Raw genomic sequence first — 25,741 nt, forward strand, 5'->3', positions numbered from 1 at the left:
ACATGACATTTGTTCGTTTTTTTGATTTATTAAGCTTTAACTTCGATGATTGCATCACCCTTAGCAACTGTTCCAGAAGCAACTGGATTTACTGAAGCAAAGTCTGCAGTGTTTGTCACGATAACCATTGTTGTGTTATCAAGACCTACAGCAGCAATCTTAGCTGAGTCAAATGTTCCAAGAACATCTCCAGCTTTAACCTTGTCACCTTGAGCAACTTTTTGGTCAAATCCTTCACCGTTCATTGAAACAGTGTCGATACCCACGTGGATCAAGATTTCAGCTCCGTTTGCAGTTTTCAAACCATAAGCATGTCCTGTTGGGAAGACGATTGTCACTTCAGCATCAGCTGGGGCGTAAACAACATCTTGACTAGGTTTTACAGCGATACCTTGTCCCATAGCTCCACTTGAGAAGACTGGGTCATTAACATCTGAAAGGGCAACTACGTCACCAACGATTGGTGTTTGGATTGTTTCGTCTGTTAGCTTAGATGCAGTTTCTACTACTTCTTCGCTAACTTCAGGCTTTTTTACAGTTGATTCTCCATCAGTTTCATCTTCATAACCAAACATGTAAGTAAGAGCAAAACCAAGAGCGAATGATACAGCTACCATAAGAAGGTATTGTGGAAGTTGTCCGTTACCAATGTAAAGCATTGTACCAGGGATGATTGTGATACCATTACCAGTACCAGCAAGACCAAGGATAGATGCCAATCCACCACCGATTGCACCAGCGATCAATGAAAGGAAGAATGGTTTACGGAAACGCAAGTTAACCCCGAAGATAGCAGGCTCAGTAATACCTAGGAAGGCAGAAAGAGCAGCTGGGAAAGCAAGTGTTTTAAGTTTTGGATTTTTAGTTTTAACACCAACGGCTACTGTTGCAGCACCTTGAGCAGTCATGGCAGCTGTGATGATAGCGTTGAATGGGTTAACATGGTCAGTAGCAAGCAATTGAACTTCAAGCAAGTTGAAGATGTGGTGAACACCTGATACGACGATAACTTGGTGAACTCCACCAATCAAGAAACCACCAAGACCAAATGGCAAGTTAAGGATAGCTTTTGTTCCAAGAAGGATGTAGTTTTCAACAACGTGGAAGACTGGTCCGATGATAAACAAACCAAGAATTGACATTACGAGGAGTGTTACGAATGGTGTTACCAAAAGGTCAAGAACATCTGGAACAACTTTACGAACAGCTTTTTCAAACTTAGCTCCGACAACCCCGATGATGAAGGCTGGAAGAACTGAACCTTGCAAACCAACAACTGGGATAAATCCGAAGAAGTTCATAGCAGTTACTTCTCCACCAGAAGCAACAGCCCAGGCATTTGGAAGTGAGCCTGAAACGAGCATCATACCAAGAACGATACCAACGGCTGGGTTACCACCGAATACACGGAAGGTTGACCAAACAACCAAACCTGGCAAGATGATGAAGGCTGTGTCAGTCAAGATTTGAGTGTAAGTTGTCACATCTTCTGGAAGTGTCATTCCAAGAGCATTCAAGAGACCACGAACACCCATGAAGAGACCAGTTGCTACGATAACTGGAATGATTGGAACAAAGACGTCACCAAAAGTACGGATGGCACGTTGGAACCAATTTCCTTGTTTAGCAGCTTCTGCCTTCATCTCATCCTTAGATGTCGTTGGCAAACCAAGAGCTACGACTTCGTCGTACATCTTGTTTACTGTACCTGTACCAAAAATGATTTGGTATTGACCTGAGTTAAAGAAAGCACCTTGAACTTTTTCCAAGTTCTCAATAGCATCTTTGTTAATCTTCGCTTCATCTTTCACCATAACACGAAGGCGAGTAGCACAGTGAGCTACACTGTTAACATTCTCACGTCCGCCCAAGGCTTCGATGACTTTTTTTGCAATTTCTGTATTGGTCATTTGCAAAAATCTCCTTATAAAAAAATTTGTTCTTGTTTGAAAGCGATTTTACTCGCCCCACGAATATTATTCTATCACGTTTAAAAAATATGTCAAGCGTTTTGCAGAAAAAATTTTGCTATTTTTTATTTTTTGATTGTTTTTGCTATTTTTTTCATCAACACAGCCATAACACCCTCTAAAATCAAGGTTTTTACTTTAAAGTTTTTCAAAAACTTTCATATTTTCATCATTTTCCATAAAATTACGTTTCCAAACTCTGTCAATCGTTTGACATTTTTTTCTTTAATTTAGTGTAAAAGACTTGCTTTTTTATAAGGAAACGTTTACTATTAAGATAGTAGAATTTATGGAGGAAATAGAAATGGAATGGACTACTGAACGTCGTTACAGACGTTATGAAGATTGGACACAAGAAGAAAGAAAAGAAATCCAAGAAAAGATGGTGCAATCCCCATGGCATGTCAGCTATCACATTGAACCAAAGGAAGGACTTCTCAACGATCCAAACGGTTTTTCTTATTTTGATGGTAAGTGGATTGTCTTTTACCAAAACTTCCCCTTTGGAGCAGCCCACGGCTTGAAATCTTGGGTTCAACTTGAGAGTGACGATTTGGTGCACTTTACTGAAACAGGTGTAAAAATCTTACCTGATACTCCACTGGATAGCCACGGCGCTTACTCAGGATCTGCTATGCAGTTTGGTGATCAATTGTTCCTATTCTATACAGGAAATGTCCGTGATGAAAATTGGGTTCGCCACCCTTATCAGATTGGTGCCTTGATGGATAAGGATGGAAATATTAAAAAGATTGATAAGATCTTGATTGATCAGCCTGCTGATGCTACTGACCACTTCCGCGATCCACAGATTTTTAACTTTAAAGGACAATACTACGCAATCGTTGGTGGTCAAGACTTGGAGAAAAAAGGGTTTATCCGTCTTTACAAAGCTGTCGAAAATGATTATACAAACTGGCAAGAAGTTGGTGATCTTGACTTCAACAATGACCGTACTGCCTATATGATGGAGTGCCCAAATCTTGTCTTTGTTGGAGAACAACCTGTCCTTCTCTACTGCCCACAAGGTTTGGATAAAAAGGTTCTTGACTACGATAATATCTATCCAAATATGTATAAAATCGGTGTTTCCTTCGATCCTGAAAATGCTCGTATGGTAGATGTGTCTGAACTACACAATCTAGACTATGGTTTCGAAGCATATGCCACTCAGGCCTTCAATGCTCCTGATGGACGTGCTCTGGCAGTTAGTTGGCTTGGTTTGCCAGATGTGTCTTATCCATCTGATCGTTTTGATCACCAAGGGACTTTCTCATTGGTCAAGGAACTTACCATTAAAGATGGCAAACTCTATCAGTATCCTGTAGCTGCTATCAAAGAACTCCGTGCTTCACAAGAGGAATTTTCAAATCGTTCTGAAACCAAAAACACCTACGAGCTCGAGCTTAACTTAGCAGCCAATAGTCAAAGTGAAATCGTTCTTCTTGCTGACAAAGATGGCAAAGGACTCTCTATCAATTTTGACCTTGTCAATGGTCAAGTTACTGTTGACCGCAGTCAAGCAGGTGAGCAATATGCTCAAGAATTTGGAACTACTCGCTCATGTTCAATCGACAACCAAGCTACTACTGTAAATATCTTCATCGATAATTCAGTCTTTGAAATTTTCATCAATAAAGGAGAAAAAGTATTTTCTGGTCGTGTCTTCCCTCACAAAGATCAAAATGGAATCCTCATTAAATCTGGAACCCCAACTGGAACTTACTACGAATTAGAATATGGTCGCAAAACTAACTGATGTCGCAGAACTAGCAGGCGTCAGCCCAACTACTGTCTCACGTGTTATCAATAAAAAGGGCTACCTGTCAGAAAAAACTATTCAAAAGGTCAATGAGGCCATGCGGGAGTTAGGCTACAAACCCAACAACCTTGCTCGTAGCCTCCAAGGGAAATCAGCCAAGTTAATTGGGTTGATTTTCCCAAAAATCAGCCATGTTTTCTATGCTGAATTGATTGACAAACTGGAGCACGAACTCTTCAAAAACGGCTATAAGACCATCATCTGTAATAGTGAGCACGATTCGGAAAAAGAACGTGAATATCTTGAAATGCTAGAAGCTAATCAAGTGGATGGCATTATCTCTGGTAGCCATAACTTAGGGATTGAGGACTACAATCGCGTAACGGCTCCAATCATTTCTTTTGACCGAAACCTATCACCAGACATTCCTGTCGTTTCCTCTGATAACTATGCTGGTGGAGTCCTAGCAGCTCAAACCTTGGCTAAAACTGGATCCAAGTCTGTCATTATGATTACAGGTAATGACAACTCCAATTCACCAACTGGACTTCGCCATGCAGGCTTTGCTTCTATCTTCCCAAAAGCTCCCATCATCAATATTTCCAGTGACTTTTCACCCCTCCGCAAGGAAATGGAAATCAAAAGTATTCTGAAAAAACAAAAACCAGATGCTATTTTCGCATCGGATGATTTGACTGCCATCTTGGTAATGAAGATCGCCCAGGAACTTGGCATCTCTGTTCCAGAACAACTCAAGGTTATTGGTTACGATGGAACTTATTTTATCGAGAATTTCTATCCTCATCTTACTACCATTAAACAACCTTTAGAAGAAATTGCTCGCCTGACAGTTGATTTACTCCTTCAAAAAATCGAAGGAAAAGAAGTTGCCACGACTGGTTATTTCTTACCAGTCAGCCTCTTACCAGGTAAAAGTATTTAAACAAAAAGAGTCTGAGACAAAATAGTTCTCAGACTCTTAATTTAGTATACTATCAATAAATAATATTATAGAAGCAATAATAATTATAATTTTACCTATTTGGATAAGCTTATTTTGAGATTTAAATATATTTTCTAATAAAAATATTTGGATCACACACATTATAGGAATTAAATTTTTTGAAATTGAGAAGTACCCAAACAAATAGACTATAAATAATAAAAATAAAACTATATTGTATTTCTTATTCAAAACAGTTATCACCAATTACCTTAATTCCCAAAATAGTAGACCCCATGTCAACTACAGCATTTTCAAATTTTGTAGCTGAAGCCACCTCATTAGCATGAACAACTGAAACACCTTCTGTAAGTGCTATATTCAATATTACTGTACTAAGTAATGCAACACTCACCATTTTAATTTTTTATTCCTAATCAAAAATCCTCCTCTCTATATTTTTTGATTAAGAATCTTAATAATTTACAACTATGTTATAACAAAAAATGAAAGCGTTGTCAATACATACGTCTTGTTTTTTTGAACAAAAACAGAAAAACTGGCAAATAATGTCATTGAATTAAGAAACTCAAATACGATTCTGTATTTGAGTTTCTTTTATTTGAAAAAACAGTAAAAAGCGCTAAAAATCAAACCAGTCTAAATTTTTCTTATGATCTTAAATGTTTCAATAGCGTTTGCGCTTTTTCTAGATTAAAGGTTTTTTCAGCAATCAAGTTTTCTACTAACTTGGGTACTTCTGCCTCAGTCGCACCTGCTAAAAGCGCTAAAGATTTCGCTTGAAGCTTCATGTGTCCATGCTGAATCCCTGTACTGACAAGAGCTTTAAGTGCTGCAAAGTTTTGAGCGAGACCAATCGAAACGATAATTTGAGCCAATTCTTTGGCAGATGGTTGACCTAGCAACTCATGACTGAGTACAACTCGAGGATTGAGACCAATCGAACCGCCCTTAGTGGCAACTGGCATCGGCATGGTCATCTCTCCAATAAGCTCTTCGTTTTCCAAATCTATAGTCCAACGACTGAGTCCTCGATAGGCGCCATCATGACTTGCATAGGCATGCGCTCCTGCTTCGATGGCACGCCAATCATTTCCTGTCGCAATCAAAAGGGCATCGATTCCATTAAAAATTCCCTTATTGTGAGTAGCTGCTCGATAAGGATCTGCCTGAGCAAACTGGCTAGCTAAAACCATTTTTTCCGCTAGTTCACGCGCTTCATCCTTCTGGCGACTCAAATAACGAAAGGCAATACGACAAGTTGCTGTTACTAGAGAATCTGTGGCATAGTTGGATAGAATTCCCATTAAACTTTGCCCTTGACTTAGAGCCTCTAGACTTGGTTTTAAAGCTTCAAGCATGGTATTGAGCATATTAGCTCCCATTGCTTCCTGAGTATCTACATGGAGATAAACCACTAAAAAGTCAGACTCACCAGAAATTTTTTCAACTGTTAGCTCTCTGGCTCCACCACCACGTTTGACAATAGAGGGATAGGCTTGGTTTGCTTGTTCGAGCAACTCTGCTTTTTGACTCAGAATAGCCTGACAAGCTTTATCCCTATCTGGAACCTGATAGAGGGCTACCTGACCTATCATTTGTCGCTGATGAACTTGAGCTGTAAAACCTCCAGCACGTTTGATAATCTTACTGGCAAAACTAGCTGCAGCAACAACAGATGGCTCTTCGGTCACATAAGGAACGGTGTACTCTTGACCGTTTACCAGTACTTCTGGAACTACTGAGTATGGGAGAGAAAAGGTCCCCACCACATTTTCACTCAGTTGGTCCGCAACTGCTAGACTGAGATTCTCATTTTGCTCAAGACTTTCTTGGGCTTCAATAGAAGTAAGCGCCTGAGACTTAACTAGTTCTAGGCGCTCTTGAATTGATTTTTTAGCAAATCCATTCCAATTTTTTTTCATTATTTTTCAACCTTGCTGTAGCGACGTTGGTGTTCTACAATCTCAACCAGAGCATAGTCCTGTCCTTCATAGCCTGACATGGTTGCAGAACCTGACTCATCCAAGTTTGCTTCCTCAAAGAAGATTCGTTCATAATCAGCTACGCTCAATGCTTGACGTTGATCTAGCAATTCTAAGCGATTTTTCTGCAATTGCTGTTCATAGCCTTCGACCAATTCCACACTGAAGAACTCAGATACAGCACCACTACCATAGCTGTAGAGGGCAATTTTATCTCCTGCCTTAAGGCTATCTGAATTCTCAAGTAGGGACAAAAGCCCTAAAAAGAGGGAACCTGTATAGATATTTCCAACCTTTTGGCTATAAATAATAGACTCATCAAAGTGTTTTTGGAGTAAATCCTTTTTCTCTTGAGGTAGAGATTTATCAAGGATTTTTTTTAATCCCTTGAGAGCTAGCTTTGGATATGGTAAATGGAAACAAATAGCTTCAAAATCATCCAAAGTACAGTCATAACGCTTTTGGTACTCTTCCCAAGTCGTTTTTAAGCTATCAAGATATTGCTGTGTTGAGTAAACCCCATTTACAAATGGTGTTGTCGAGTAATTTGGACGCCAGAAGTCCATAATGTCACGAGTCTGCGCAACGTTATCGTTGTTGAATACCATAACTCGTGGATTTTGGCTAATCAACATGGCAACACAGCCGGCTCCTTGAGTTGGTTCTCCAGGAGTTTCAACACCATACCTTGCAATATCACTGGCTAGTACCAAAACTTTTGATTTTGGAGAATTTTCTACGTGTAACTTAGCATAGTGAAGGGCCGCTGTTGCACCATAACAAGCCTCCTTGATTTCAAAACTACGAGCAAATGGTTGGATTCCTAATAAACCGTGTACAAAGACTGCAGCCGCCTTACTTTGATCGATTCCAGATTCTGTCGCAACGATAACCATATCAATCTCTTGCTTATCTTCTTCAGTCAGGATAGAATTACCTGCACTGGCAGCCAAGGTAACAATATCCTCTGTCAAAGGAGCAATACTCAATTCTTTTAAAAGGAGTCCTTTACTCAATTTTTCAGGATCAATTCCTCGGGTTTCTGCTAAATCTTGTAATTTCAAAACGTATTGACTGGTCGCAAAACCAATCTTATCAATACCGATTGTCATATTTACCTCTATTTTTATCATTCATTGTAAAAAATCGTTCACCTCTATTTTATCACAATTGAGGTCAAATGAGCGAAAAAAGACTTGATTCACCAAATCAAGTTCATTTTAAAAACCTTATTTCATTTTTAGACTGAGCCAACAAACAGAACTTTAGGGCTATAAAAAATCGAGTCTTAGCTAGCTCGATTCTTTTTGAGATAATGATACAATTTCAACAAAACTGTCCCACTGGCCATTCCAATGGAGATAACGAGAGCTAGCATCATGACTAACATGGCACTAGAAATGGCATGGCCGTAGTCACCTGTAACGAAGAAAGAAGTGGTTCGGTAAGATAGATAACCTGGTACTAATGGTGCCAGAATGGCTAGGGCAAAAACTACTGCTGGCGTTTTGTAGAGAATACTCATAATCTGGCTGACACAAGAACCAATCACCGCAGCAATAAAGGTTGCCAAAATAACATTGGTTGGTTCCTTGAGTATCAAATAGAGTAGCCAGATAGACATTCCTAAAACTCCACCAGGGATAAGCATGGAACGCTGGACATTTAAAACGATTAAAAAGGTAATAATGGCAAGCAAACTTGCCAGAGCTTGCAATAAAAATGTTGTTAGTGTCATATTAGTTCATGAGTAAGAGGGCGACTGATGTTCCAGCCCCTAAGGCAAGGGTAATCAGCAAGGATTCAAACATCTTGCTCATACCAGAGTTGATATGGTTGGTCATAATATCTCGAACAGCATTGGTAAGGGCAATTCCAGGCACAAAGGGCATAACCGCACCTGCAATCACTAAATCCGCCGTCGATTGTAAACCAGAATAGCGCGCCCAAAATTGTGCAATCAAACCAAAGACAAGAGCTCCTGCGAAAGCAGTCATAAAAGGGATACGAATAAACTTTTCTACATAGAGAGAGCAAGTAAAAGCAAACAAGGTCGCCACTCCTGCTCCGATGGCATCATAGACATTCCCACCAAACATGATTGAAAAGAAAGGAGCACTGAGGGTCGCTGCAGCAGTTAGTTGAACATTGGTATAGGGAGACGCCTTGGCATTCAATTCCTTTAGTTGGATAAAGGCTGTTTCCAAATCAAGCTGTCCTGATACAAGCTGCCGTGAAATCTGGTTGACATCACACACCTTCTCAATATTATAAGCAGAGGAGGTCACTCGCTTCATACGAGAGATATTTGTATTTTCAATGGAGAAAAAAATGGCGGCAGGCATGGCTAAAACATTACAATCCATAATACCCTGTGAATGAGCAATCCGAATCATGGTATCTTCAACACGATAAATCTCAGAACCATTGCGAAGCAGAATTGTTCCAGCTAGCATGATGACATCAATAACTGCATTCAGTTTTTTTGATTCTTCCATGTTTCCCTCCTTTTTCAAACTCCATTTTATTTTATCATAATTTCGAAGGAAAAAAAATCTTTGCCACAAAAACTGTGACAAAGATTATTTAGTTATCTGTGTTGTGTTCGTCCACATGAGTTGGTGTAGACGAAGATGGTGTCGATGGACTTTGAGATGGCACCGTATTATCTGCCCTGTTAGAGTTACGCTGGCTCGAAGACGGAACCGAAGAAGATGATGGTGGAGTTTTTGGTTTATAAATAGAAATCTTTATACGTGTCGTACTTAGATCAACTTTCTCACCTAGTTTTGGACTTTGATCCACAACAGTTCCTTCAGCAGTGCCCTCAGGAGCTGTCGATACCTCCACTACTTCGATATTGGCTTCCTTGACACCAACAATTTGAATTAAGTTATTCTTTGTAAATTCAAGACTTGAGCCAATATAACTTGGCATGGTCACGGTTGTCACCTTTTTAGCAACAGTCAAAACGATAGAAGTTGCCTTGGTAAGATCATAAGTCGTACCTTCTACTAAGCTCTGTTTTAAAACCACACCTGGTTCTGATTCACTGGACTCTTCTTCTTCAATCTTAATCAGATTTTCAGGAACTTTTTTCCCTTTCAATTCTGCAATAACATCAGTAGATTTGCGTCCAATATAGTTTCCAATCTTAAATGATTGTTTACCTGAAGATATGATTAGATTAACTTTAGACCCTTCTTTGCGAGCTGAGCCAGCATCTGGATCTGTTCGGATAACCCGACCTTCTTCTACGGTATCACTCGCTTCGGTCTTCTCCTCGCCAATCTCAAAATTCGCTTTTTTCAGGGTTTCCTTAGCTTCAGCAACAGTTTGACCTGCAACTTTTGGAATCTCAACAGTAGCTGGTGTTCTGGATAAAATCCACACCAGAGAAGCGGCAACCAGTACGAAACTTGCTAGTAGAACTAGATAACGTGCTTTAAAACGACGTTTTTTCACTGGTTTTTCCACAGATTTTTTAGCACTTACTTCTGGGCTAGCTTTAGTTGCCTGATGGCTTTCTGTCTGTGGTTGAACCTTAGGAATAGAGGTCAAGGTTGTCTGAGAAACTTTTGGCAATGTCTTTGTGTCTGCCTTAGTAGCATCATCAAAAACACGTTTGGCTTCATTTCTGCGGTTATAAGATAGACTGCTAGATAAATCAACATACATCTCTGAAACCGACTTGTATCGATCCGTAAGCTTTTTAGCAGTTGCCTTGATAACCACATTTTCTAAGGCTTGGGGGACAGATGGATTTTCAGCGATGACCGATGGCAGCGGTTTTTGAAAATGCTGGAGGGCAATGGTTACTGCACTATCGCCATCATAAGGGATATGCCCTGTCAACATCTCATAGAAGATAATCCCCATGGCATAGATGTCACTCTGGACAGTTGCCTTAGAGCCACGAGCCTGCTCAGGTGACAAGTAGTGGACAGAGCCCAGCATAGAGTTGGTCTGAGTCAGACTGGTCTCTGCAAAGGCTACGGCAATCCCAAAGTCAGTTACCTTGGCCGTCCCATCCGGAGTTAAAAGAATGTTTTGAGGTTTTAAGTCACGATGGACAATACCTTTAGTGTGCGCTAAGCGCATCGCTAAGAGAATCTGACCCATAATACGGACAGCTTCTTCATTTGAGAGGGGATAGTGTTCTTTGATATAGCGCTTGAGATCAAGACCGGCTACATATTCCATAGCCAGGTACTGTTGACCGTCCTCTTCGCCGATATCCGTTATCCGAACGATATGGGGATGATCTAAGTCAGCCATTGCACGCGCTTCACGCTGAAAACGAGCAACAGCAATCGGGTCAGTCTGGTAGTTAGTCCTTAGGACCTTTACAGCTACCTCTTCCCCGTCTAAAATCAAATCCTTGGCCAGGTAGACATCCGCCATACCTCCACGGCCAATTTGTTTGACAATCCGATACCGCCCGGCAAAAATCTTGCCGATCTGGATCATTGTGCCGCCTCCTCCTCAATCGAAACAAGGGCAACTGTAATATTATCAAGGCCACCAGCATTGTTAGCAAAACGAATCAAGGTCGCCGCTTTATCATCAAGCGAGATATCACTTGTGACAATATCACAGATTTCACTAGCTGAAATCATATTTGTCAGACCATCGCTATTGAGCAAGAGATAGTCTCCTGCTTCCAAACTGACAATTCCTAAGTCAGGTTGAATTTCGTCTTTTTGTCCGATAGATTGGGTGATAATATTTTTTTGTGGATGCGCTTCTGCCTCTTCTGGTGTCAGTTGACCTGCCTTGAGCAATTCGTTAACCAAGGAATGATCACTTGTCAGTTGACGGTACTCTTCCCCTCGAATGAGACCGATTCTAGAATCTCCGATATGGGCATAAATTGCCTGATTTCCGATAACTGCAAGAGCTTCGAGGGTTGTCCCCATTCCCTTGTAGGCTTCATCTCGTCCTAGTTGATAAATCTTTTGATTTTCAACTTCTAGATGGTGGGCAAACCATTCGCGAACTTCATTAACGGTGTCGATCTGCGTATCAACCCAGGCAACACCTAAGTCCGTAACTGCCATCTCACTGGCAATATTTCCTGCGCGATGACCTCCCATCCCATCAGCCAAGATGATCATCGTGCGACCGGCACGGTTGACAAAAAGATTGACATAGTCTTGATTATTTGTACGTTTCTGACCCACATCTGTTAATAATGAAATCTCCATTGTGTCAGTTCCTTCCTAATTGGACATCTTACGAAATTGGCTGATGAAGAATCCATCACTTCCGTATAATTCCGGAGTAATAAGGATACAGCCATCTTTTAGAATATCCTTGCATTCGTGTTCTAGTTTAACCTGCTCGAACTCGGGATGACTTTCTAAAAATGCTTGAACCACTTTAAAGTTCTCTTCCGAGACAATAGTGCAGGTACTATAGGTTATTATACCACCTTTTCGTAGTGTTTGACAAACACTACCTAATATTTCCAGCTGAATTTCCTGTAATGACGCGAAATCTGCCGTTTCTTTATTGTATTTGATATCTGGTTTTCGACGCAATAGACCAATCCCTGAGCAAGGGGCATCAACAAGAATCTTATCAAATTGATCCTTGCCAAAAAACTCGTGGACCTTTCGGGCATCCAATTTTTGTGTTTGAACACGGTCTGCTACTCCTAAACGCTGAGCATTTTCCTGAATCAAAGTGAGTTTATGATCGTAGAGATCCAGAGCTGTTACCTGACCTGTCGTTAGATAAGATGCCATATGGGCTGTTTTCCCACCTGGAGCCGCACAGGCATCCAAAACCTGCTCCTCTCCTTGTAGCTCTAGTGTTGGTGCAACCAGTTGACTAGACTCATCTTGGATAGTAATAACCCCTTCAGCAAACAAGTCATGACCCGCAAAATGCCCCTGCTCCTTGACCAGACCAGAAGCTGATAAAGCAGAATCACTTGCACCGAGCAGAGCTTTGATTTCCTCTTTTCGGTTCAAATCTGTTACGCGAATACTGGCTTTATTCCGTTGCAAAAGACTCTCAAAAATCGCTTGAGCTCGCTCTTCTCCGTACTCTTCCTTGAGTTTCGAAATCAACCAAACTGGTAAAGAATAGGCAATAGAATCACGCTTATTTTTACGCTTGATAGAGGCACTATCTGGCAAACCTTCTCGCAGGATACGGCGAAGGACTGCATTGACCAGTTTTTCACTACCCTTCTTACGAGATTTTGCAATTTCAACCGCTTCATTGACCACTGCATGGTCAGGAAGCTTATCCAAGTATTGGAGTTGGTAGGTGCTCATGAGAAGTAAAACATAGAGCCAACTGTCCAGCTTGTCTCTATCCTCAATAAAGTGAGAAATGTACCACTCTAGCGTGAGTTTTCGAGCTACAGTTCCATAGACCAGCTCTGTCACCAAACCTTTGTCTGCCGCTGATAGTTGACTTCCCTTGAGGTGTTTATTTAAGGCGATATTGGAGTAAGCTTGTTGGATAAAAACATCCTCCAATACCTCTAAGGCTAAACTTCTAGCCGTTTCTACTTTAGTCACCAAATCGTTCTCCTACTGTCAAGGTACGTCCAACACCATTAAGGAAGGAAGCAATGTCCATCTTAGGTTTCCCTGCTGGTTGAACCTGTCTGAGAGATAGAGCCCCCTCTGCTGTTGCGACGATTAATTCTTTCTTACCGATGGAGATAATCTCACCCGGATTCCCCTTCCCTTCTACAGGCTGAGCTTCATAGATTTTGAAGCGTTCTCCCTTGAGGAAGGTATGAGCAACTGGCCATGGATTCATCCCACGGATTTGGTTAAAGAGTTGACGATTGATCTTGTTCCAGTCTAATTTTTCTTCCTCAGGTTTGATATTCGGTGAGAAAGTTACTTGGCTTGGGTCTTGTGGTTCTGGCTGAATTTCACCAGCTATATAAGCTGGTAGAGTATCCAAAAGCAAATCACGACCGACAATGGCCAATTTTTCAAATAAGGTGCCGACATTGTCCTCATCAGTAATTGGAATACTACGACGAGAAATCATATCTCCTGCATCCATTTCCTTGACCATTTCCATAATGGTTACTCCTGCCTCCTCATCACCCTGAATCAAGGCATAATGGATAGGAGCACCACCACGGTGTTTAGGAAGGAGCGAAGCATGAACATTGACTGCAAAATCCATGCTATCAAGGAGTTTACTTGGGAGGAATTGTCCAAAAGCTGCTGTTACAATCCCATCAGCTCCCAAATTCATGATGGCTTCCATTTCTGGACTACCCGATAATTTTTCAGGTTGGTAAATAGGAAGTCCTGCCTCTTTGGCAACTTGTTTCACTGGGGTTTCTTGGATGACTTTTTTACGTCCAACTGCACGGTCTGGCTGAGTTACAACTGCTAGAATCTCATAGCGATCATCTGTCAAAAGTCCCTTCAAAACGGTCGCTGAAAAGTCGGGAGTTCCCATAAAGATTAATTTTGTCATATCTTCTCCTTCTTATAAAAACTGTTGCGGTTCGTGGTCAATACTGAGACGAAGTTCGCTATTTTCCCGTTCTTGTGTCAAGGCCAAGACCTGGTTAAGGGTTGGACCAAGCTCATCTTCTAAACGGTATTTGATTAAAATCTGGTAATGATAGAGGTTGTGGGTTCGAGCAATAGGTTTTGGCGTTGGACCAAGAATTATACTAGCATCCGACAAACCTGACCGCAATATTTCCATGACTTGATAAGCACGTTTAAGAACCTCTTCTTCTTTCTTATGAGACAAGGTAATTCCAATTGTGAAATAATAAGGTGGATAACCCAACTGACGTCTGATGCCCATTTCATAGGCATAAAAGCCTTCATAGTCCTGATCCTTGGCAAAGCGAATAGCATAGTGCTGAGGATTGTAAGACTGGATCAAGACCTGCCCAGCTTTTTCAGCCCTTCCTGCTCGTCCTGCCACCTGGGTCAAGAGTTGGAAAGTCCTCTCAGAAGAACGGAAATCAGGTAGGTTCAAGGCTGTATCTGCATTGAGAACACCAACCAAGGTTACATTTGGAAAATCCAAGCCCTTGGCAATCATCTGAGTTCCAAGTAAAATATCCGCTTCACCCTTGCCAAATTGTTCAAGTAGAGCTTGGTGACTGCCTTTTTTACGAGTTGTATCTACATCCATGCGCAGAATTCGTGCTTGAGGAAAAAGTTCGGCTAGCTCATCGTAGGCCTTTTGAGTCCCTGTCCCATAATAACGAATGCTACGACTCTGACAGTTTGGACAGACATGGGGGATTTCCTTCGTAAAACCACAATAATGACAGTTCATAGTCTTAGTATCCATGTGCAGCGTCAGAGAAATATCGCAGTTGGGACAGGTATCAACTGTCCCACATTCCCGGCACATGACAAAGCTAGAATAACCACGGCGATTGAGCATGAGAACAACCTGCTCTTTTTTATCCAGTCGATCTTGAATGGCCTCAATCAGTGGTGGTGTAAAGTTTGATGTTTCATTCTGCCCGATATAGTCACGGAAATCAATCAGTTGAACCTCAGGTATACTTGCTAAAGGATTGGCACGTTGCGTCAGGCGTAGATGATGATAAACACCCTTACCAGCACGCGCACGACTTTCTAAACTCGGTGTTGCAGAACCAAGTACTAGGGCAGCTTGATTATACTGAGCTCGTAAAAGAGCCACATCCCTAGCATGATAACGCGGATTGCTATCTTGCTTGTAGCTGGCCTCATGCTCTTCATCGATAATGATAACACCTAGATTTTTTAAAGGTGCAAAAATAGCCGAGCGAGCCCCAACGACTACCTGAGCATCTCCACGCTCCACCTTGCGCCACTCATCGTACTTTTCACCATTTGACAAGCCAGAGTGGAGAATGGCGACTTTATCTCCAAACCGAGCAATAAAGCGCTCCGTCATTTGAGGTGTCAGAGAGATTTCTGGTACAAGAACAATCGATGTTTTTCCCATATCCAAGGCACCTTGGATAATCTGTAAGTAAACCTCGGTTTTCCCACTTCCTGTAATCCCTTGAAGGAGAAAGGGAGGATGTTTCTTTCCAATCGCTCCAACAACCGCCTCACAGGCTTGTTTTTGCTCTAGGTTTAACTCTAAGGCTTGATTTGACTCGATTCCTTCAAAGTAGGCGGCTGAGCGTTGAACTTCCTTTTGAAGAATCGTCAAAGCACCCTGTTCCACAAAGAAATTGACTTGTTCCCGTGAGTAATGTTCTAACAAATCAGCTAAAGGAACTGTTTCAGGATGTACTAATAAATATTCTCGCAGTTCCAATTTCTTCTTGGCACGATTTGAGATTTCTAGTTTTTCTAAATGATTAAGATTCACTTGAACCCAAGACTGTGTTTTGACTTTCTTCTGGTCTACAGCCTGATACTCTAATTTCAAGATCCCTTTTCGAGTCAATTGCATCATCTCAGCTTGCTTTTCTAAGTCTAGAGATGAAAATGCTAAGGACTCTTGCGTTCCAAACAAACGGTCTCTGTCTTTCTGACTCAAGCCTTCCAGAGGGTAGAGGATCTTATCATAGCTAGAGTTCAAAAATCCAGGAAGCATAGCTTTTAGAATGGTAATCTTGTATGAAAAAACTGACTTACGTAGTTCTTCAGCTAGCCAGAGTTGTTCCTCCGTTAAAACAGGAGAAAAGTCCAGCACCTCAGCAATCTCTTTCAAGTCCTCGTCTGCCACATCTGCATCAGATTGAGACTCCATTCCAAGAACAATTCCCTGAATCAAGCGATTGGCCTTCCCAAAAGGTACATGAACCCGCATACCAACTTCCAGCATCTCTTCAAATTCCTCAGGAATCTTGTAGCTATAGGGCTGGTCTGTCTGCATCAAGGGAACATCGACAATGATTTTTGCAATAGCCATATCCTCACCTCCTTCTCTTCTTAAATCGTTCCAATTGATTGAGTATTCTTACAATAGAAAAAATAAGATTGAGTCCCCCCAACCTTAAATTTTTTCACCTTCTTCTTTTTCTTTCGCGATTTGCTCTTTGATTTTCTTTTCTTCTTCTTCTTTCAATCGTCTTTCTTCTTCGATACGACGGCGAACAGCTTCGCGTTTTCCTTCTGGATCTGGGTGGATGGTTACATTCCCTGATTCAATTTCTTCCAAGGCACGAAGAGTTGATTTTTCAGATTTAAATTCTTGAGTTGGAGGTGCTCCAGCTTCTAATTCGTGAGCACGTTTTGCTTCCAAGATGACGAGTGAATATTTTGATGGTACCTTATCAAGCAAGGTATCAATAGAGGGTTTAAGCATCATTTGTTTGTACCTGTTTTCTATAGTTTATCGAATAGTCGGAGACTTTGGTAGCATATCCTGATAATGACCAATCACGCGGTCTACACGGAAATGTTCTGCTTCAATCACACGTTTTACACGTTCTGCGGCAAGAGGAACATGGTCATTTACAATAGCGTAGTCATACTCACGCATCAAAGCAATTTCTTCCTTGGCTTTTTCGATACGCTGAGCAATTACTTCTGCACTATCGGTACCACGACCTACGAGACGGTCTTGCAATTCTTCCAAATCTGGTGGTGTCAAAAAAATAAAGACAGCATCTGGAACTTTTTTCTTGACCTGGAGAGCTCCCTGTACTTCAATTTCAAGAAAGACATCGATTCCCTTATCAAGCGTTTCATTGACATAGGTCAGAGGAGTTCCGTAGTAGTTGCCTACATACTCTGCATACTCTAACATTTGCCCTTGACGGATCAATTCTTCAAATTCTTCCCGTGTACGGAAGAAATAATCAACACCATCTACTTCACCTGGACGTTGTGCCCGTGTCGTCATAGATACTGAATATTGAAATTGATTTTCAGAACTCTCAAAAATTTCTCGTCTAACCGTTCCTTTTCCAACTCCTGAAGGACCTGAAAAAACGATTAGTAAGCCTCGGTCTGCCATTATGTCTCCTTTGGATAGTTTGTGAAATGACTTGAAAATTTCTGTAAGATTATATATCTAAAGCCATTTCTGCTCGCTACAATCTTTCTATCTAGTGTAACAAAAAAGCAGTAATTTTTCAACTGCTCTTTCTTATTTATTTTGCATAATCAACTGCACGAAGTTCACGAATCACGGTTACCTTGATATTTCCTGGGTAATCGAGATTGTTTTCGATTTTCTCACGAACTTTATGAGCCAAGATTGTGACCTTGTCATCTTTGATTTGACCTGGATTTACCATAATGCGGATTTCGCGACCAGCTTGAAGGGCAAAGCTATTTTGAACACCTTCAAAGCTATTAGCAATTTCTTCAAGATCATGGAGACGTTTGATGTAGCTTTCGAGTGACTCACTACGAGCTCCTGGACGGGCAGCACTCAATGCATCCGCCGCAGCAACGATGACTGCGATCACACTTTCAGGTTCTACATCTCCGTGGTGACTGGCAATAGTATTCACCACAACTGGATGTTCCTTGTACTTGCGAGCCAACTCAGTACCAATCTCAACGTGGCTACCTTCTACCTCTCGGTCAATGGCTTTACCAATATCGTGAAGGAATCCCGCGCGACGAGCAAGGGTAGCATTCTCACCAAGTTCGCTAGCCATGATACCAGCCAACTTAGCAACTTCAATCGAATGACGCAAGACATTTTGTCCGTATGAAGTACGGAACTGCAAGCGTCCCATGATCTTCATCAAGTCTGGGTGAAGGTTTGGTGCACCAATTTCATAGGCTGCGGCTTCACCATATTCACGAATCTTATTGTCAATCTCTTGACGATTTTTCTCAACCAACTCTTCGATACGAGCTGGGTGGATACGTCCATCCTTAAGCAAGGTTTCCATCGTCATACGGGCAATCTCGCGACGGATAGGGTCAAAACCTGACAAGGTTACCACTTCTGGCGTATCATCAATGATAACATCAACCCCTGTCAAACTTTCAAAAGTACGGATATTACGTCCTTCACGACCAATGATACGACCTTTCATAGTATCATCAGGCAGATGAACCGTAGAGTTGGTAGACTCAGCCACATACTCACCAGCAATTCTCTGCATAGCTTGGGACAAGATATCCTTAGCCAATTTGTCTGAACGTTCCTTGACTTCTTGCTCAGCCTCACGAATGCGACTAGCAATTTCCTTAGTCAAGTTTTCCTCTGTCTGGGCCAAGATAATGTCTTTTGCTTCCGACTGAGTCAGAGTTCCAATACGCTCTAGTTCAGCTTGCTTTTGTTTCTCAATTTCTTCTAGTTGCTCTTCACGTACATCAAGGTTTTTTGCTCTATCAGAAATACTTTGTTCTTTTTGTTCAAGTGTTTTTTCTTTGTTCGTCAAATTGTCATCTTTACGATCAAGACTGCTAGCACGTTCGGTCAAACGACTTTCGATTTGCTTGAGTTCTTGACGTTCCGATTTAAATTCAGCATCCACTTCTTCACGGTATTTTCTGGCTTCTTCTTTGGCCTCCAATAGTGCTTCTTTTTTAAGAGACTTGCTTTCGCTCTTAGCTTCATTGAGTAATAAATCCGCTTCGCGCTCAGCTTGTCCTCGTAAATTAGTTGCTTCTTGTTCAGCATTTAAAAGCATCAGCTCTGCAGCCTCTTGTGATGATTTCATCTTGACTGAGATGCTGACATATCCAATGACTAAACCAATGATGACGGCAAAAACAACGATAACAATCGCCATAATTTCCATGTTTTTACCTCAATTTATTTGTTTATCCGAATGATATGCATTCTTATACATTCTACCATAAAAATTGATTTTTAACAAACCTTAAATAGAATATGTTTTGGGGAATTTAGCGCGTATTTTAGGATTACAATTCCTTGGTTTTTAAGGAGATAATTCAGTATCGCTATCAAAAAGTTCCACCGAATCTCTATAGCTATGGATTTTCTATTGTTGTGCCAAATAGTGTTCCACTAGATTCAAACATTTTGCTTTCAAGTCTTTGAAAATTCACTTTAGGAAATTACAGCTTATCTTCAAGATCAAATTTGTCATAAATTAACTTTTTTATTTAGTTGTATCAATTTATTTCTTAAGTATTAGTTTATCCTCATCGAGAGCTTTTAAAATATACTCATTAATCAATTTATTATCTTCTTCATTTTTTGAAAAATAAGTTTTAATATTATTGGGAGTTCTATGTTCTAGTAGACGATGGATAACATCATCACTTCTATCATGGAACCAGGTCCAATCTACTTCAGGATAAAGTCCTCGAATATCTTCTTCAATATCTTTTAAAATCTCAAAATCAGAAAAATATCCTTTTCTACTTAAGTTGTATAAATCTGATACAGACTTTTCTCTTGGGTCTGGGAAAGTTTTAACCCCCTCAACTCTTTTATCATTAATTCTTTTAATCAAATAATGGTAGATTTTATTTTGTATCTGAGGAAAATCATAGACATTATAACTCATTAAATCAATTACTTTATGGTAAATAATGTTTTCTGATTCTTCATAAACTTTTAGAGTATCTAGAATGTCATCTTTAATATCCTCTTCAAAATACTTAAATAAGTGACATATCAAGTCAGAATATTCTATGATATTTTTTATATCATCATTTTTATATTTTATTCTTAAAATATCTGTATTAAATTTTTCGAGTACTATTATTGCAGTTTCCTGATCAGTTGAGCAGTATTCTAGTAACTGTGAATAGAGTGGATACACTGAATTATATAAAGAAAAATTTTTCTCCAAAATTTCATTTAAATGTTTATTTACAATCCCAATTATCTTAGATTTCAATGAATCTTTATCAATAGCATCCATATTATCGAGGACAATTTTAATAATTCTCCTAAATTCCTCGCTCCAATTATAATACAGTATTTGATTATTTAAAATTTCTATTACTTTTTCTATGTCAATATCATCAACAAGAGGAAGAAAAGTTAGCATGTTTTTAAGCTCTCGAAGATTTTCATCTTCAGTAATTTCAAGTCTTTCTTGAAGATGGGTAATTCGATTCAACAAATAGTCTTTCGCTTCCTCAGTAACTTTTATTTTACCAAATGAATAGTTTCTAAAATATAAATTTACAACCTTAAAATCTATATTCGGAAGAATTAATTGAACATCATCCAAATCAAGATTTTTAAGCCAAGAAGATGTTCTATCGAAAATACTTGAATCAGGGTTTACATATGAATTATCATAACTAAGTAATAATATTTCTAAATATCTATTAATGATTGATTTATAAATCTTATAATGTTCAACACATAAACAATTTAATTTTAAAAAGTTACAAAGATTTTTTACTGTAAACTCCGCATTAAATAGATAATTATTAGCAGACCATCCTCCTCTTCTATAGCTTTCATGCTCTTCACGAATTTCATCAAATAATTCATTAATAGTTTCTAATTTTCTATATAAAAAATTGAAATTAAGGATTGAATCTCTAAAAAATTCTATAATCTTTTTCTCATCTCCTGTAACCGAGTTAATAATTTGTTCTGTTAATTCGCTTAATTCTCCATCATAAATTGGCTCTGCATAACTAGGTGTTTTTTCGTATCTATCAATTATTTGAATTTGCTGAAAATTAAATTCACAAACTAAGAAATTAAAATAGTCTTTCTGACGAAATGCTATATTAGCTAGTTCTCTAAATTTTGCTTTTGCTAAAGAATATTGTTTTTCTTCATACAACTTAAAAGCCTTACTTAAGAATCGATTCCCCTTTAAATCTCTAGGTTCACCAATCTCCATATCTAGAAAGCGGTTTAATAAAGATTTTTTAGATACCATATTTCGTAATTCTTCATGACCATCAATTTCAAATCTTAATTGATTATTTCCAAACCAGCAATACTCATCATCCCAGTTTAAAGCCCTTTTCTTTAAATCAGAATATCTAGAAAAATCTTTCGCATCAATAAAACTAAGTCTATCTAAAAAAGCCAGTTGATTCCATAAATCATCAGCATTATTTACAACTTGACTTCGGTTTTCTGATAGAACCTCTAAAAAATCTTTTGTCCTGCAATACAATTTGTTCTGTTTTTCGGATGTCTCCTGACCTGGATTCTCTTCATTAGAGATAATGATAATTCCTTGCTTCTTATAATAGTCTCGGATGATCATAGACGGTTCCTCGGGAGTATAAAAATAAGCATTTTTAGCATCCAATTTAAATGTATTTTGAATCATTCTAAAAATTGAATTAAAAGTCGAATCACTTAGAGAATACCCCACAAACAATAGAGTATGATTCATTATCAATGACTGGATTAAAGTAGAAATCATTGGGAAGTTCAAATGATAGTCTAAATAATCATCTTCTTTCAAAACAATATTTTTCTTACTCAAGTCACCATGCATTTTAATCAAGTATCTTTCCGAACTCGTATAAGGGATGTCTTTATCCTCAGCGACTACATTGTACTTTAACAAGCCACTATCAAATTGACTCTCCAGAAGTGAATCATAGTTTGTCATAATAATATGTTTTGGTGCAATTTTTTCTATTAATTTATGTAACTCATTTGGTTTACTCAATCCCTTCTTAAAGAAAATTTCTTCTATCTTTTTTGTGTACTGATTTTTCCCAAAGGTATCATAATAATACTGAGCAATTCTCAGTGGACTATCTGTTTTTTCTTCTGGTATGTTCAATTCTTTTTTTAATGATTGAATCAATTCTCCCCAAGTTGGTAGATTAGAATTAGCTGATATTCCTGCACCAACAAACAAAACTAAGGAATTTTCTTTAATAGAATTCTTTATTTGAGTTATAGATAAATTATAATTTTCTTCCATATTTTAACCATCCTATCATTAGCTTGTATTACATAAATACAAATTATGCTTATAAATCTTCTTTTTTATTACATAATCTTAAACAAAAGTTTATCATGGTTTATAAATATAAAAATTTATTTGTCTTTTATATTCAATTTATGATTTTTAATATAACCAATTCTCTTCATTATACCACAAAATAAGAGTTATAAAGCGGATTCAAGGATAAACAACCTGGTTATTATACTAAATTTTTTCACTGTCTTTCTAATCTAGGAATTCTATCATTTCTCAAAAAGATTTATCTTCTTACTAGCTAAAATTTCCACAATAAAAAAGCCTACCTTTCAGTAGACTTAATAATGATCTTTAAAGGATAAAAAAGCGATGCTTTCACCATCCATCATATATATCAAGCGATTTTCTGCGTCAATACGACGCGACCAAGCTCCTTGGTACTCATACTTGAGCGGTTCTGGTTTACCAATTCCTGTAAAAGGGTCGCGTTGAATATTCTTGATTAGTTTATTGATTCTTTTCAATGTTTTCTTATCTTGGTTTTGCCAGTAGCAATAATCCGCCCAGGCATCTTCTGTAAACTTGAGTAGCATCCATCACTCCTCAATCACATGCACCTGAGTATGTCCTGCACGAACTTGGGACATTCCTCGCAAGACCTTGTCAGAAAGCTCCTTATTCTGAGTAATTCTCAAGGTTTCTTGAATACTATCCCACTCACTCTTTGAAAGAACGACAATATCCTCGTCAGGATTTTTGTTGACCACTGTCAAAGGTTCAAACTCATCGTTTACCTTCTTCATATAATCCTTTAAATGATTTCGGAATGTTGAGTAAAGAACTGCTTCCATAACCATACCTCGTTTTACCTCTTTTCCATTATTATACACGAAAAGAATAAAATTGTCAGGAACTTGTACAAGATTTTTCTTTTTCTATCTATTTATTCGAAAAAAACTAAAAAAGCCTACCTCAAAGTAGACTCAGTTTGATTCGATTTTAATTGGCACTCGACCAAAATTTTGTTCTGCGATACTTGGGTGTCCCAGCTGATAAATTTGGTCCGCCTTTTGGGTCATAGCATCCCAGGGTTCTTTGCCGATTCGGCTAACTAGATTAACCTGCTCCTTAAGAGTTTTAAGGTGTTGTCTGCCTTTTTCTGTAAAGCCAAGGACATGTATGCCTTCTGGTAAGTCGCTTTCTCTAGCCTGCACCAGAATATAGGTCAATAGGCGTCGCACACGCGCCTTTGTGTAGCGTTTGGTAGCAACTGACTCTACCAATTCTTCCACAGACTGAGCTGTCTTTATAGCATCCTTGATACGAACTGCCATTTCTTGATTGACCTGATAGATAGTGGTTAGGTCTAGGTTTGACAAAATTTGATAGCGAAGCAAGGGAAAATAGTTATCCCAGCTCACCTTACCAGCATTTTTAAAGATTTCAACAGAAGGCATAAAGCGTTCTAAGAAATCTTGGTCATTTTGGTGCTGACGGAGAGCTGTTGCAGATGCAAAGTCAACATCCTTGTCCACGGAATGGTAACCCGCTCCCTGACGTTGAATTGGATGAAGTTTGATCTTTCGCCCTGCTACCGCCTTAGCATATGCAAGAGCAAGGACATGATTGGGCGTATTACCAGAAAAATCAAGACCTGCAAATTCCTTCCACATGGCTTGGGTTTTCTGAGGGTAAGAAAGAGAATCCGATAAGTTTTCCATGAAGGCTTCCATCTCTCGACCACATTCTGCATATAGGTTAGCAATTTGCTGGTAATCCAGAACTTCTTCTGTCCCAAAGGCTAGGGTATCAATCCCCAAACGAATTAAGATAGCCACTGCACCTTGACCAAAGAAATCCGCTGCTTGTACACTGACTAAAAAGGGTAATTCTACAACTAAATCCGCCCCATTTTCTAGCGCCATTTGAGCCCGTGTCCACTTGTCCACAATAGCAGGCTCTCCCCGTTGCATGAAATTCCCAGACATGGCCACAATTTTCAGTCCCTCTGCCTGTTCCAGCAGGTATTTATGGCCATTGTGAAAGGGATTGAACTCCGCGATAATACCTGTGATAGTCATGGTAATCTCCTACTTCTGCGCTACAAAAAACCAACGGGTACTGGTTTCTGTTGGCTCCTTGTCTTCAAAGTCCGCAAAGAGTTTGAAGGACTTAAATCCAGCCTGCTCCAGCAAAATATCATAGGTCAAGATCTCGTAAGTCCGTTCCTCATGTACCTCATCATGACGACTAAAGGAACCGTCTGTCTCCTTGACAAAGAAGGTCAGTTCATGCACGATTGAGTGAGGAGCTTCGTCCTCATAGGTATCCCAAAGCATAGCGAAGTCTTCCGCATTTTCATGATAGGAATAGCCAGGGAAAACCTCATCAGTCTGGTAGGTCGAATGCACATCAAAGATAAAGACACCATCTTCATTGAGAGCATTATAGACTTCCTTAAAGACGTCCCCTACTTCCACCTCATCCTGCATGTAGCAGATTGAGTCCGAATAACAAGTGACAAAGTCGTATTGACCTACCTTGGACAAATCCAGCATATTGCCTTCAATAAATTCAATCTTTTGCTTGGCTGAAGCCGCTCTCTTCTCGGCAATCTTCAACATATCAGCACTCAAGTCCAGGCCAGTCACATCAAAACCAGCTTGAGAAAAGCGAACAGACTGGATACCTGTCCCACAAGCCAATTCCAAGAGTTTCTTTCTCTCCTTAGTTTTTGGCAAGTGACGCAGAGAAAAATCCGTCCATTTATCGTATAAACTATCGTCCATGACTGCATCATAGACCGCCGCAAAGGTTTCATAAGTTGCCATAATCATGATACCAAGAGCCTCCATGGCAAACACCACTCGCTCTTTACCTTTCTATCAATTTTTTCTAAAATAAGCAAATAAAACCCAGTTGACTACAACTGAGTTCATCTTCTAAGCAAGAGCTTCTGAAATATCTACTGAATTCGCCTCATGCCATAGTTTTTCTAGGTTATAGTGGGCACGCATTTCTTCTGAGAAGATATGCACAACGACAGCGCCTAGGTCCAGCAAGACCCAACCTCCAGCTGCATCACCTTCGACATGGCTACCTTTAAAGCCTGCTTGGGCTACTTTTTCACGGATATTATCAGCGATAGCATCCAACTGACGGCTATTCATTGAGCTAGTGATAACAAAGTAGTCCGTCACGCTGGTCAATTCTTGTACGTCAAGTGCGAGGATATCCTCCGCACGTTTCTCATCAGCCGCTTTCACGACTAGTTCTAGTAATTCTTTTTCGTTCATT

22 protein-coding genes are annotated in these 25,741 nt (G+C 39.6%); 2 read left to right on the plus strand and 20 right to left on the minus strand.

Annotated elements, in window-relative coordinates:
- Positions 1 to 29: 29 nt before the first annotated feature.
- Positions 30 to 1,910, minus strand: a complete 1,881-nt coding sequence (locus RRU92_RS10090; protein ID WP_315639761.1) for a sucrose-specific PTS transporter subunit IIBC — start codon at positions 1,908 to 1,910, stop codon at positions 30 to 32.
- Between the two features lie 364 nt (positions 1,911 to 2,274).
- On the opposite strand from RRU92_RS10090, the gene RRU92_RS10095 reads away from it, so the two are divergent.
- Complete coding sequence (locus RRU92_RS10095) at positions 2,275 to 3,729, plus strand: sucrose-6-phosphate hydrolase (protein WP_049528003.1); 1,455 nt, start codon at positions 2,275 to 2,277, stop codon at positions 3,727 to 3,729.
- Complete coding sequence (locus RRU92_RS10100; RefSeq protein WP_049528006.1) at positions 3,710 to 4,675, plus strand: LacI family DNA-binding transcriptional regulator; 966 nt, start codon at positions 3,710 to 3,712, stop codon at positions 4,673 to 4,675. Before RRU92_RS10095 ends, RRU92_RS10100 begins: the two co-directional genes overlap by 20 nt.
- Before the next feature lie 244 nt (positions 4,676 to 4,919).
- Here the strand turns inward: RRU92_RS10100 and RRU92_RS10105 are convergent, their stop codons facing one another.
- From RRU92_RS10105 to rsfS, 19 genes are all read right to left on the minus strand, one after another.
- The gene (locus RRU92_RS10105; RefSeq protein ID WP_315639764.1) at positions 4,920 to 5,060 is read right to left on the minus strand and encodes a hypothetical protein; all 141 of its coding nucleotides are present in this window, start codon (positions 5,058 to 5,060) and stop codon (positions 4,920 to 4,922) included.
- A gap of 286 nt (positions 5,061 to 5,346) precedes the next feature.
- Positions 5,347 to 6,621, minus strand: coding sequence for a hydroxymethylglutaryl-CoA reductase, degradative (locus RRU92_RS10110; RefSeq protein ID WP_315639767.1), 1,275 nt, complete (start codon positions 6,619 to 6,621; stop codon positions 5,347 to 5,349).
- Positions 6,621 to 7,793 (minus strand): hydroxymethylglutaryl-CoA synthase, encoded by a 1,173-nt coding sequence (locus RRU92_RS10115; RefSeq protein ID WP_315639769.1) that lies wholly within the window; start codon positions 7,791 to 7,793, stop codon positions 6,621 to 6,623. The genes RRU92_RS10110 and RRU92_RS10115 overlap by 1 nt, the downstream gene beginning before the upstream one ends.
- A 176-nt stretch (positions 7,794 to 7,969) precedes the next feature.
- The gene (locus tag RRU92_RS10120) at positions 7,970 to 8,419 is read right to left on the minus strand and encodes a threonine/serine exporter family protein (RefSeq protein WP_049503410.1); all 450 of its coding nucleotides are present in this window, start codon (positions 8,417 to 8,419) and stop codon (positions 7,970 to 7,972) included.
- A 1-nt stretch (position 8,420) separates the two neighbouring features.
- Positions 8,421 to 9,179, minus strand: a complete 759-nt coding sequence (locus tag RRU92_RS10125; protein WP_075230622.1) for a threonine/serine exporter family protein — start codon at positions 9,177 to 9,179, stop codon at positions 8,421 to 8,423.
- An 88-nt stretch (positions 9,180 to 9,267) separates the two neighbouring features.
- Positions 9,268 to 11,151 carry a Stk1 family PASTA domain-containing Ser/Thr kinase gene (gene pknB / locus RRU92_RS10130; protein WP_315639772.1) on the minus strand — a complete coding sequence of 628 codons (1,884 nt, stop codon included), beginning with the start codon at positions 11,149 to 11,151 and terminating at the stop codon, positions 9,268 to 9,270.
- Positions 11,148 to 11,888, minus strand: coding sequence for a Stp1/IreP family PP2C-type Ser/Thr phosphatase (locus tag RRU92_RS10135; protein WP_315639774.1), 741 nt, complete (start codon positions 11,886 to 11,888; stop codon positions 11,148 to 11,150). Before RRU92_RS10135 ends, pknB begins: the two co-directional genes overlap by 4 nt.
- Before the next feature lie 15 nt (positions 11,889 to 11,903).
- The gene (rsmB, locus tag RRU92_RS10140) at positions 11,904 to 13,217 is read right to left on the minus strand and encodes a 16S rRNA (cytosine(967)-C(5))-methyltransferase RsmB (protein ID WP_315639776.1); all 1,314 of its coding nucleotides are present in this window, start codon (positions 13,215 to 13,217) and stop codon (positions 11,904 to 11,906) included.
- Positions 13,210 to 14,145 (minus strand): methionyl-tRNA formyltransferase, encoded by a 936-nt coding sequence (fmt, locus tag RRU92_RS10145; protein ID WP_315639778.1) that lies wholly within the window; start codon positions 14,143 to 14,145, stop codon positions 13,210 to 13,212. Before fmt ends, rsmB begins: the two co-directional genes overlap by 8 nt.
- A 12-nt stretch (positions 14,146 to 14,157) precedes the next feature.
- Positions 14,158 to 16,554, minus strand: coding sequence for a primosomal protein N' (locus tag RRU92_RS10150; RefSeq protein WP_315639780.1), 2,397 nt, complete (start codon positions 16,552 to 16,554; stop codon positions 14,158 to 14,160).
- Positions 16,555 to 16,638: 84 nt separating this feature from the next.
- Complete coding sequence (gene rpoZ, locus RRU92_RS10155; protein ID WP_045763172.1) at positions 16,639 to 16,953, minus strand: DNA-directed RNA polymerase subunit omega; 315 nt, start codon at positions 16,951 to 16,953, stop codon at positions 16,639 to 16,641.
- Between the two features lie 24 nt (positions 16,954 to 16,977).
- Complete coding sequence (gene gmk / locus RRU92_RS10160; RefSeq protein ID WP_000775049.1) at positions 16,978 to 17,604, minus strand: guanylate kinase; 627 nt, start codon at positions 17,602 to 17,604, stop codon at positions 16,978 to 16,980.
- 136 nt (positions 17,605 to 17,740) lie between these two features.
- Positions 17,741 to 19,354: a ribonuclease Y gene (locus RRU92_RS10165; RefSeq protein WP_070461168.1), complete on the minus strand. Its 1,614-nt coding sequence runs from the start codon at positions 19,352 to 19,354 to the stop codon at positions 17,741 to 17,743.
- 342 nt (positions 19,355 to 19,696) lie between these two features.
- Positions 19,697 to 22,444: an SIR2 family protein gene (locus tag RRU92_RS10170; protein WP_315639784.1), complete on the minus strand. Its 2,748-nt coding sequence runs from the start codon at positions 22,442 to 22,444 to the stop codon at positions 19,697 to 19,699.
- 338 nt (positions 22,445 to 22,782) lie between these two features.
- Positions 22,783 to 23,037 carry a Txe/YoeB family addiction module toxin gene (locus RRU92_RS10175; RefSeq protein ID WP_315639786.1) on the minus strand — a complete coding sequence of 85 codons (255 nt, stop codon included), beginning with the start codon at positions 23,035 to 23,037 and terminating at the stop codon, positions 22,783 to 22,785.
- A 3-nt stretch (positions 23,038 to 23,040) separates the two neighbouring features.
- Complete coding sequence (locus tag RRU92_RS10180; protein WP_315639787.1) at positions 23,041 to 23,295, minus strand: type II toxin-antitoxin system Phd/YefM family antitoxin; 255 nt, start codon at positions 23,293 to 23,295, stop codon at positions 23,041 to 23,043.
- A 132-nt stretch (positions 23,296 to 23,427) separates the two neighbouring features.
- Positions 23,428 to 24,525, minus strand: a complete 1,098-nt coding sequence (locus tag RRU92_RS10185) for a nucleotidyltransferase (protein WP_315639788.1) — start codon at positions 24,523 to 24,525, stop codon at positions 23,428 to 23,430.
- Positions 24,526 to 24,534: 9 nt separating this feature from the next.
- Positions 24,535 to 25,275: a class I SAM-dependent methyltransferase gene (locus RRU92_RS10190; RefSeq protein WP_315640933.1), complete on the minus strand. Its 741-nt coding sequence runs from the start codon at positions 25,273 to 25,275 to the stop codon at positions 24,535 to 24,537.
- Positions 25,276 to 25,386: 111 nt separating this feature from the next.
- On the minus strand, positions 25,387 to 25,740 hold the full coding sequence (gene rsfS, locus RRU92_RS10195; protein ID WP_001003029.1) for a ribosome silencing factor: 354 nt from the start codon (positions 25,738 to 25,740) through the stop codon (positions 25,387 to 25,389).
- Between the last annotated feature and the right edge of the window lies 1 nt (position 25,741).

The organism is Streptococcus sp. DTU_2020_1001019_1_SI_AUS_MUR_006, assembly GCF_032340315.1.
GTDB lineage: Bacteria > Bacillota > Bacilli > Lactobacillales > Streptococcaceae > Streptococcus.

What these genes read in the sequence shown, in the direction of transcription:
- RRU92_RS10090 (WP_315639761.1), bottom strand. Translation starts at nt 1,910, where the DNA reads ATGACCAATACAGAAATTGCAAAAAAAGTCATCGAAGCCTTGGGCGGA.
- RRU92_RS10095 (WP_049528003.1), top strand. Translation starts at nt 2,275, where the DNA reads ATGGAATGGACTACTGAACGTCGTTACAGACGTTATGAAGATTGGACA.
- RRU92_RS10100 (WP_049528006.1), top strand. Translation starts at nt 3,710, where the DNA reads ATGGTCGCAAAACTAACTGATGTCGCAGAACTAGCAGGCGTCAGCCCA.
- RRU92_RS10110 (WP_315639767.1), bottom strand. Translation starts at nt 6,621, where the DNA reads ATGAAAAAAAATTGGAATGGATTTGCTAAAAAATCAATTCAAGAGCGC.
- RRU92_RS10115 (WP_315639769.1), bottom strand. Translation starts at nt 7,793, where the DNA reads ATGACAATCGGTATTGATAAGATTGGTTTTGCGACCAGTCAATACGTT.
- RRU92_RS10120 (WP_049503410.1), bottom strand. Translation starts at nt 8,419, where the DNA reads ATGACACTAACAACATTTTTATTGCAAGCTCTGGCAAGTTTGCTTGCC.
- RRU92_RS10125 (WP_075230622.1), bottom strand. Translation starts at nt 9,179, where the DNA reads ATGGAAGAATCAAAAAAACTGAATGCAGTTATTGATGTCATCATGCTA.
- pknB (WP_315639772.1), bottom strand. Translation starts at nt 11,151, where the DNA reads ATGATCCAGATCGGCAAGATTTTTGCCGGGCGGTATCGGATTGTCAAA.
- RRU92_RS10135 (WP_315639774.1), bottom strand. Translation starts at nt 11,888, where the DNA reads ATGGAGATTTCATTATTAACAGATGTGGGTCAGAAACGTACAAATAAT.
- fmt (WP_315639778.1), bottom strand. Translation starts at nt 14,145, where the DNA reads ATGACAAAATTAATCTTTATGGGAACTCCCGACTTTTCAGCGACCGTT.
- RRU92_RS10150 (WP_315639780.1), bottom strand. Translation starts at nt 16,554, where the DNA reads ATGGCTATTGCAAAAATCATTGTCGATGTTCCCTTGATGCAGACAGAC.
- rpoZ (WP_045763172.1), bottom strand. Translation starts at nt 16,953, where the DNA reads ATGATGCTTAAACCCTCTATTGATACCTTGCTTGATAAGGTACCATCA.
- gmk (WP_000775049.1), bottom strand. Translation starts at nt 17,604, where the DNA reads ATGGCAGACCGAGGCTTACTAATCGTTTTTTCAGGTCCTTCAGGAGTT.
- RRU92_RS10165 (WP_070461168.1), bottom strand. Translation starts at nt 19,354, where the DNA reads ATGGAAATTATGGCGATTGTTATCGTTGTTTTTGCCGTCATCATTGGT.
- RRU92_RS10170 (WP_315639784.1), bottom strand. Translation starts at nt 22,444, where the DNA reads ATGGAAGAAAATTATAATTTATCTATAACTCAAATAAAGAATTCTATT.
- RRU92_RS10175 (WP_315639786.1), bottom strand. Translation starts at nt 23,037, where the DNA reads ATGCTACTCAAGTTTACAGAAGATGCCTGGGCGGATTATTGCTACTGG.
- RRU92_RS10180 (WP_315639787.1), bottom strand. Translation starts at nt 23,295, where the DNA reads ATGGAAGCAGTTCTTTACTCAACATTCCGAAATCATTTAAAGGATTAT.
- RRU92_RS10185 (WP_315639788.1), bottom strand. Translation starts at nt 24,525, where the DNA reads ATGACTATCACAGGTATTATCGCGGAGTTCAATCCCTTTCACAATGGC.
- RRU92_RS10190 (WP_315640933.1), bottom strand. Translation starts at nt 25,275, where the DNA reads ATGGCAACTTATGAAACCTTTGCGGCGGTCTATGATGCAGTCATGGAC.
- rsfS (WP_001003029.1), bottom strand. Translation starts at nt 25,740, where the DNA reads ATGAACGAAAAAGAATTACTAGAACTAGTCGTGAAAGCGGCTGATGAG.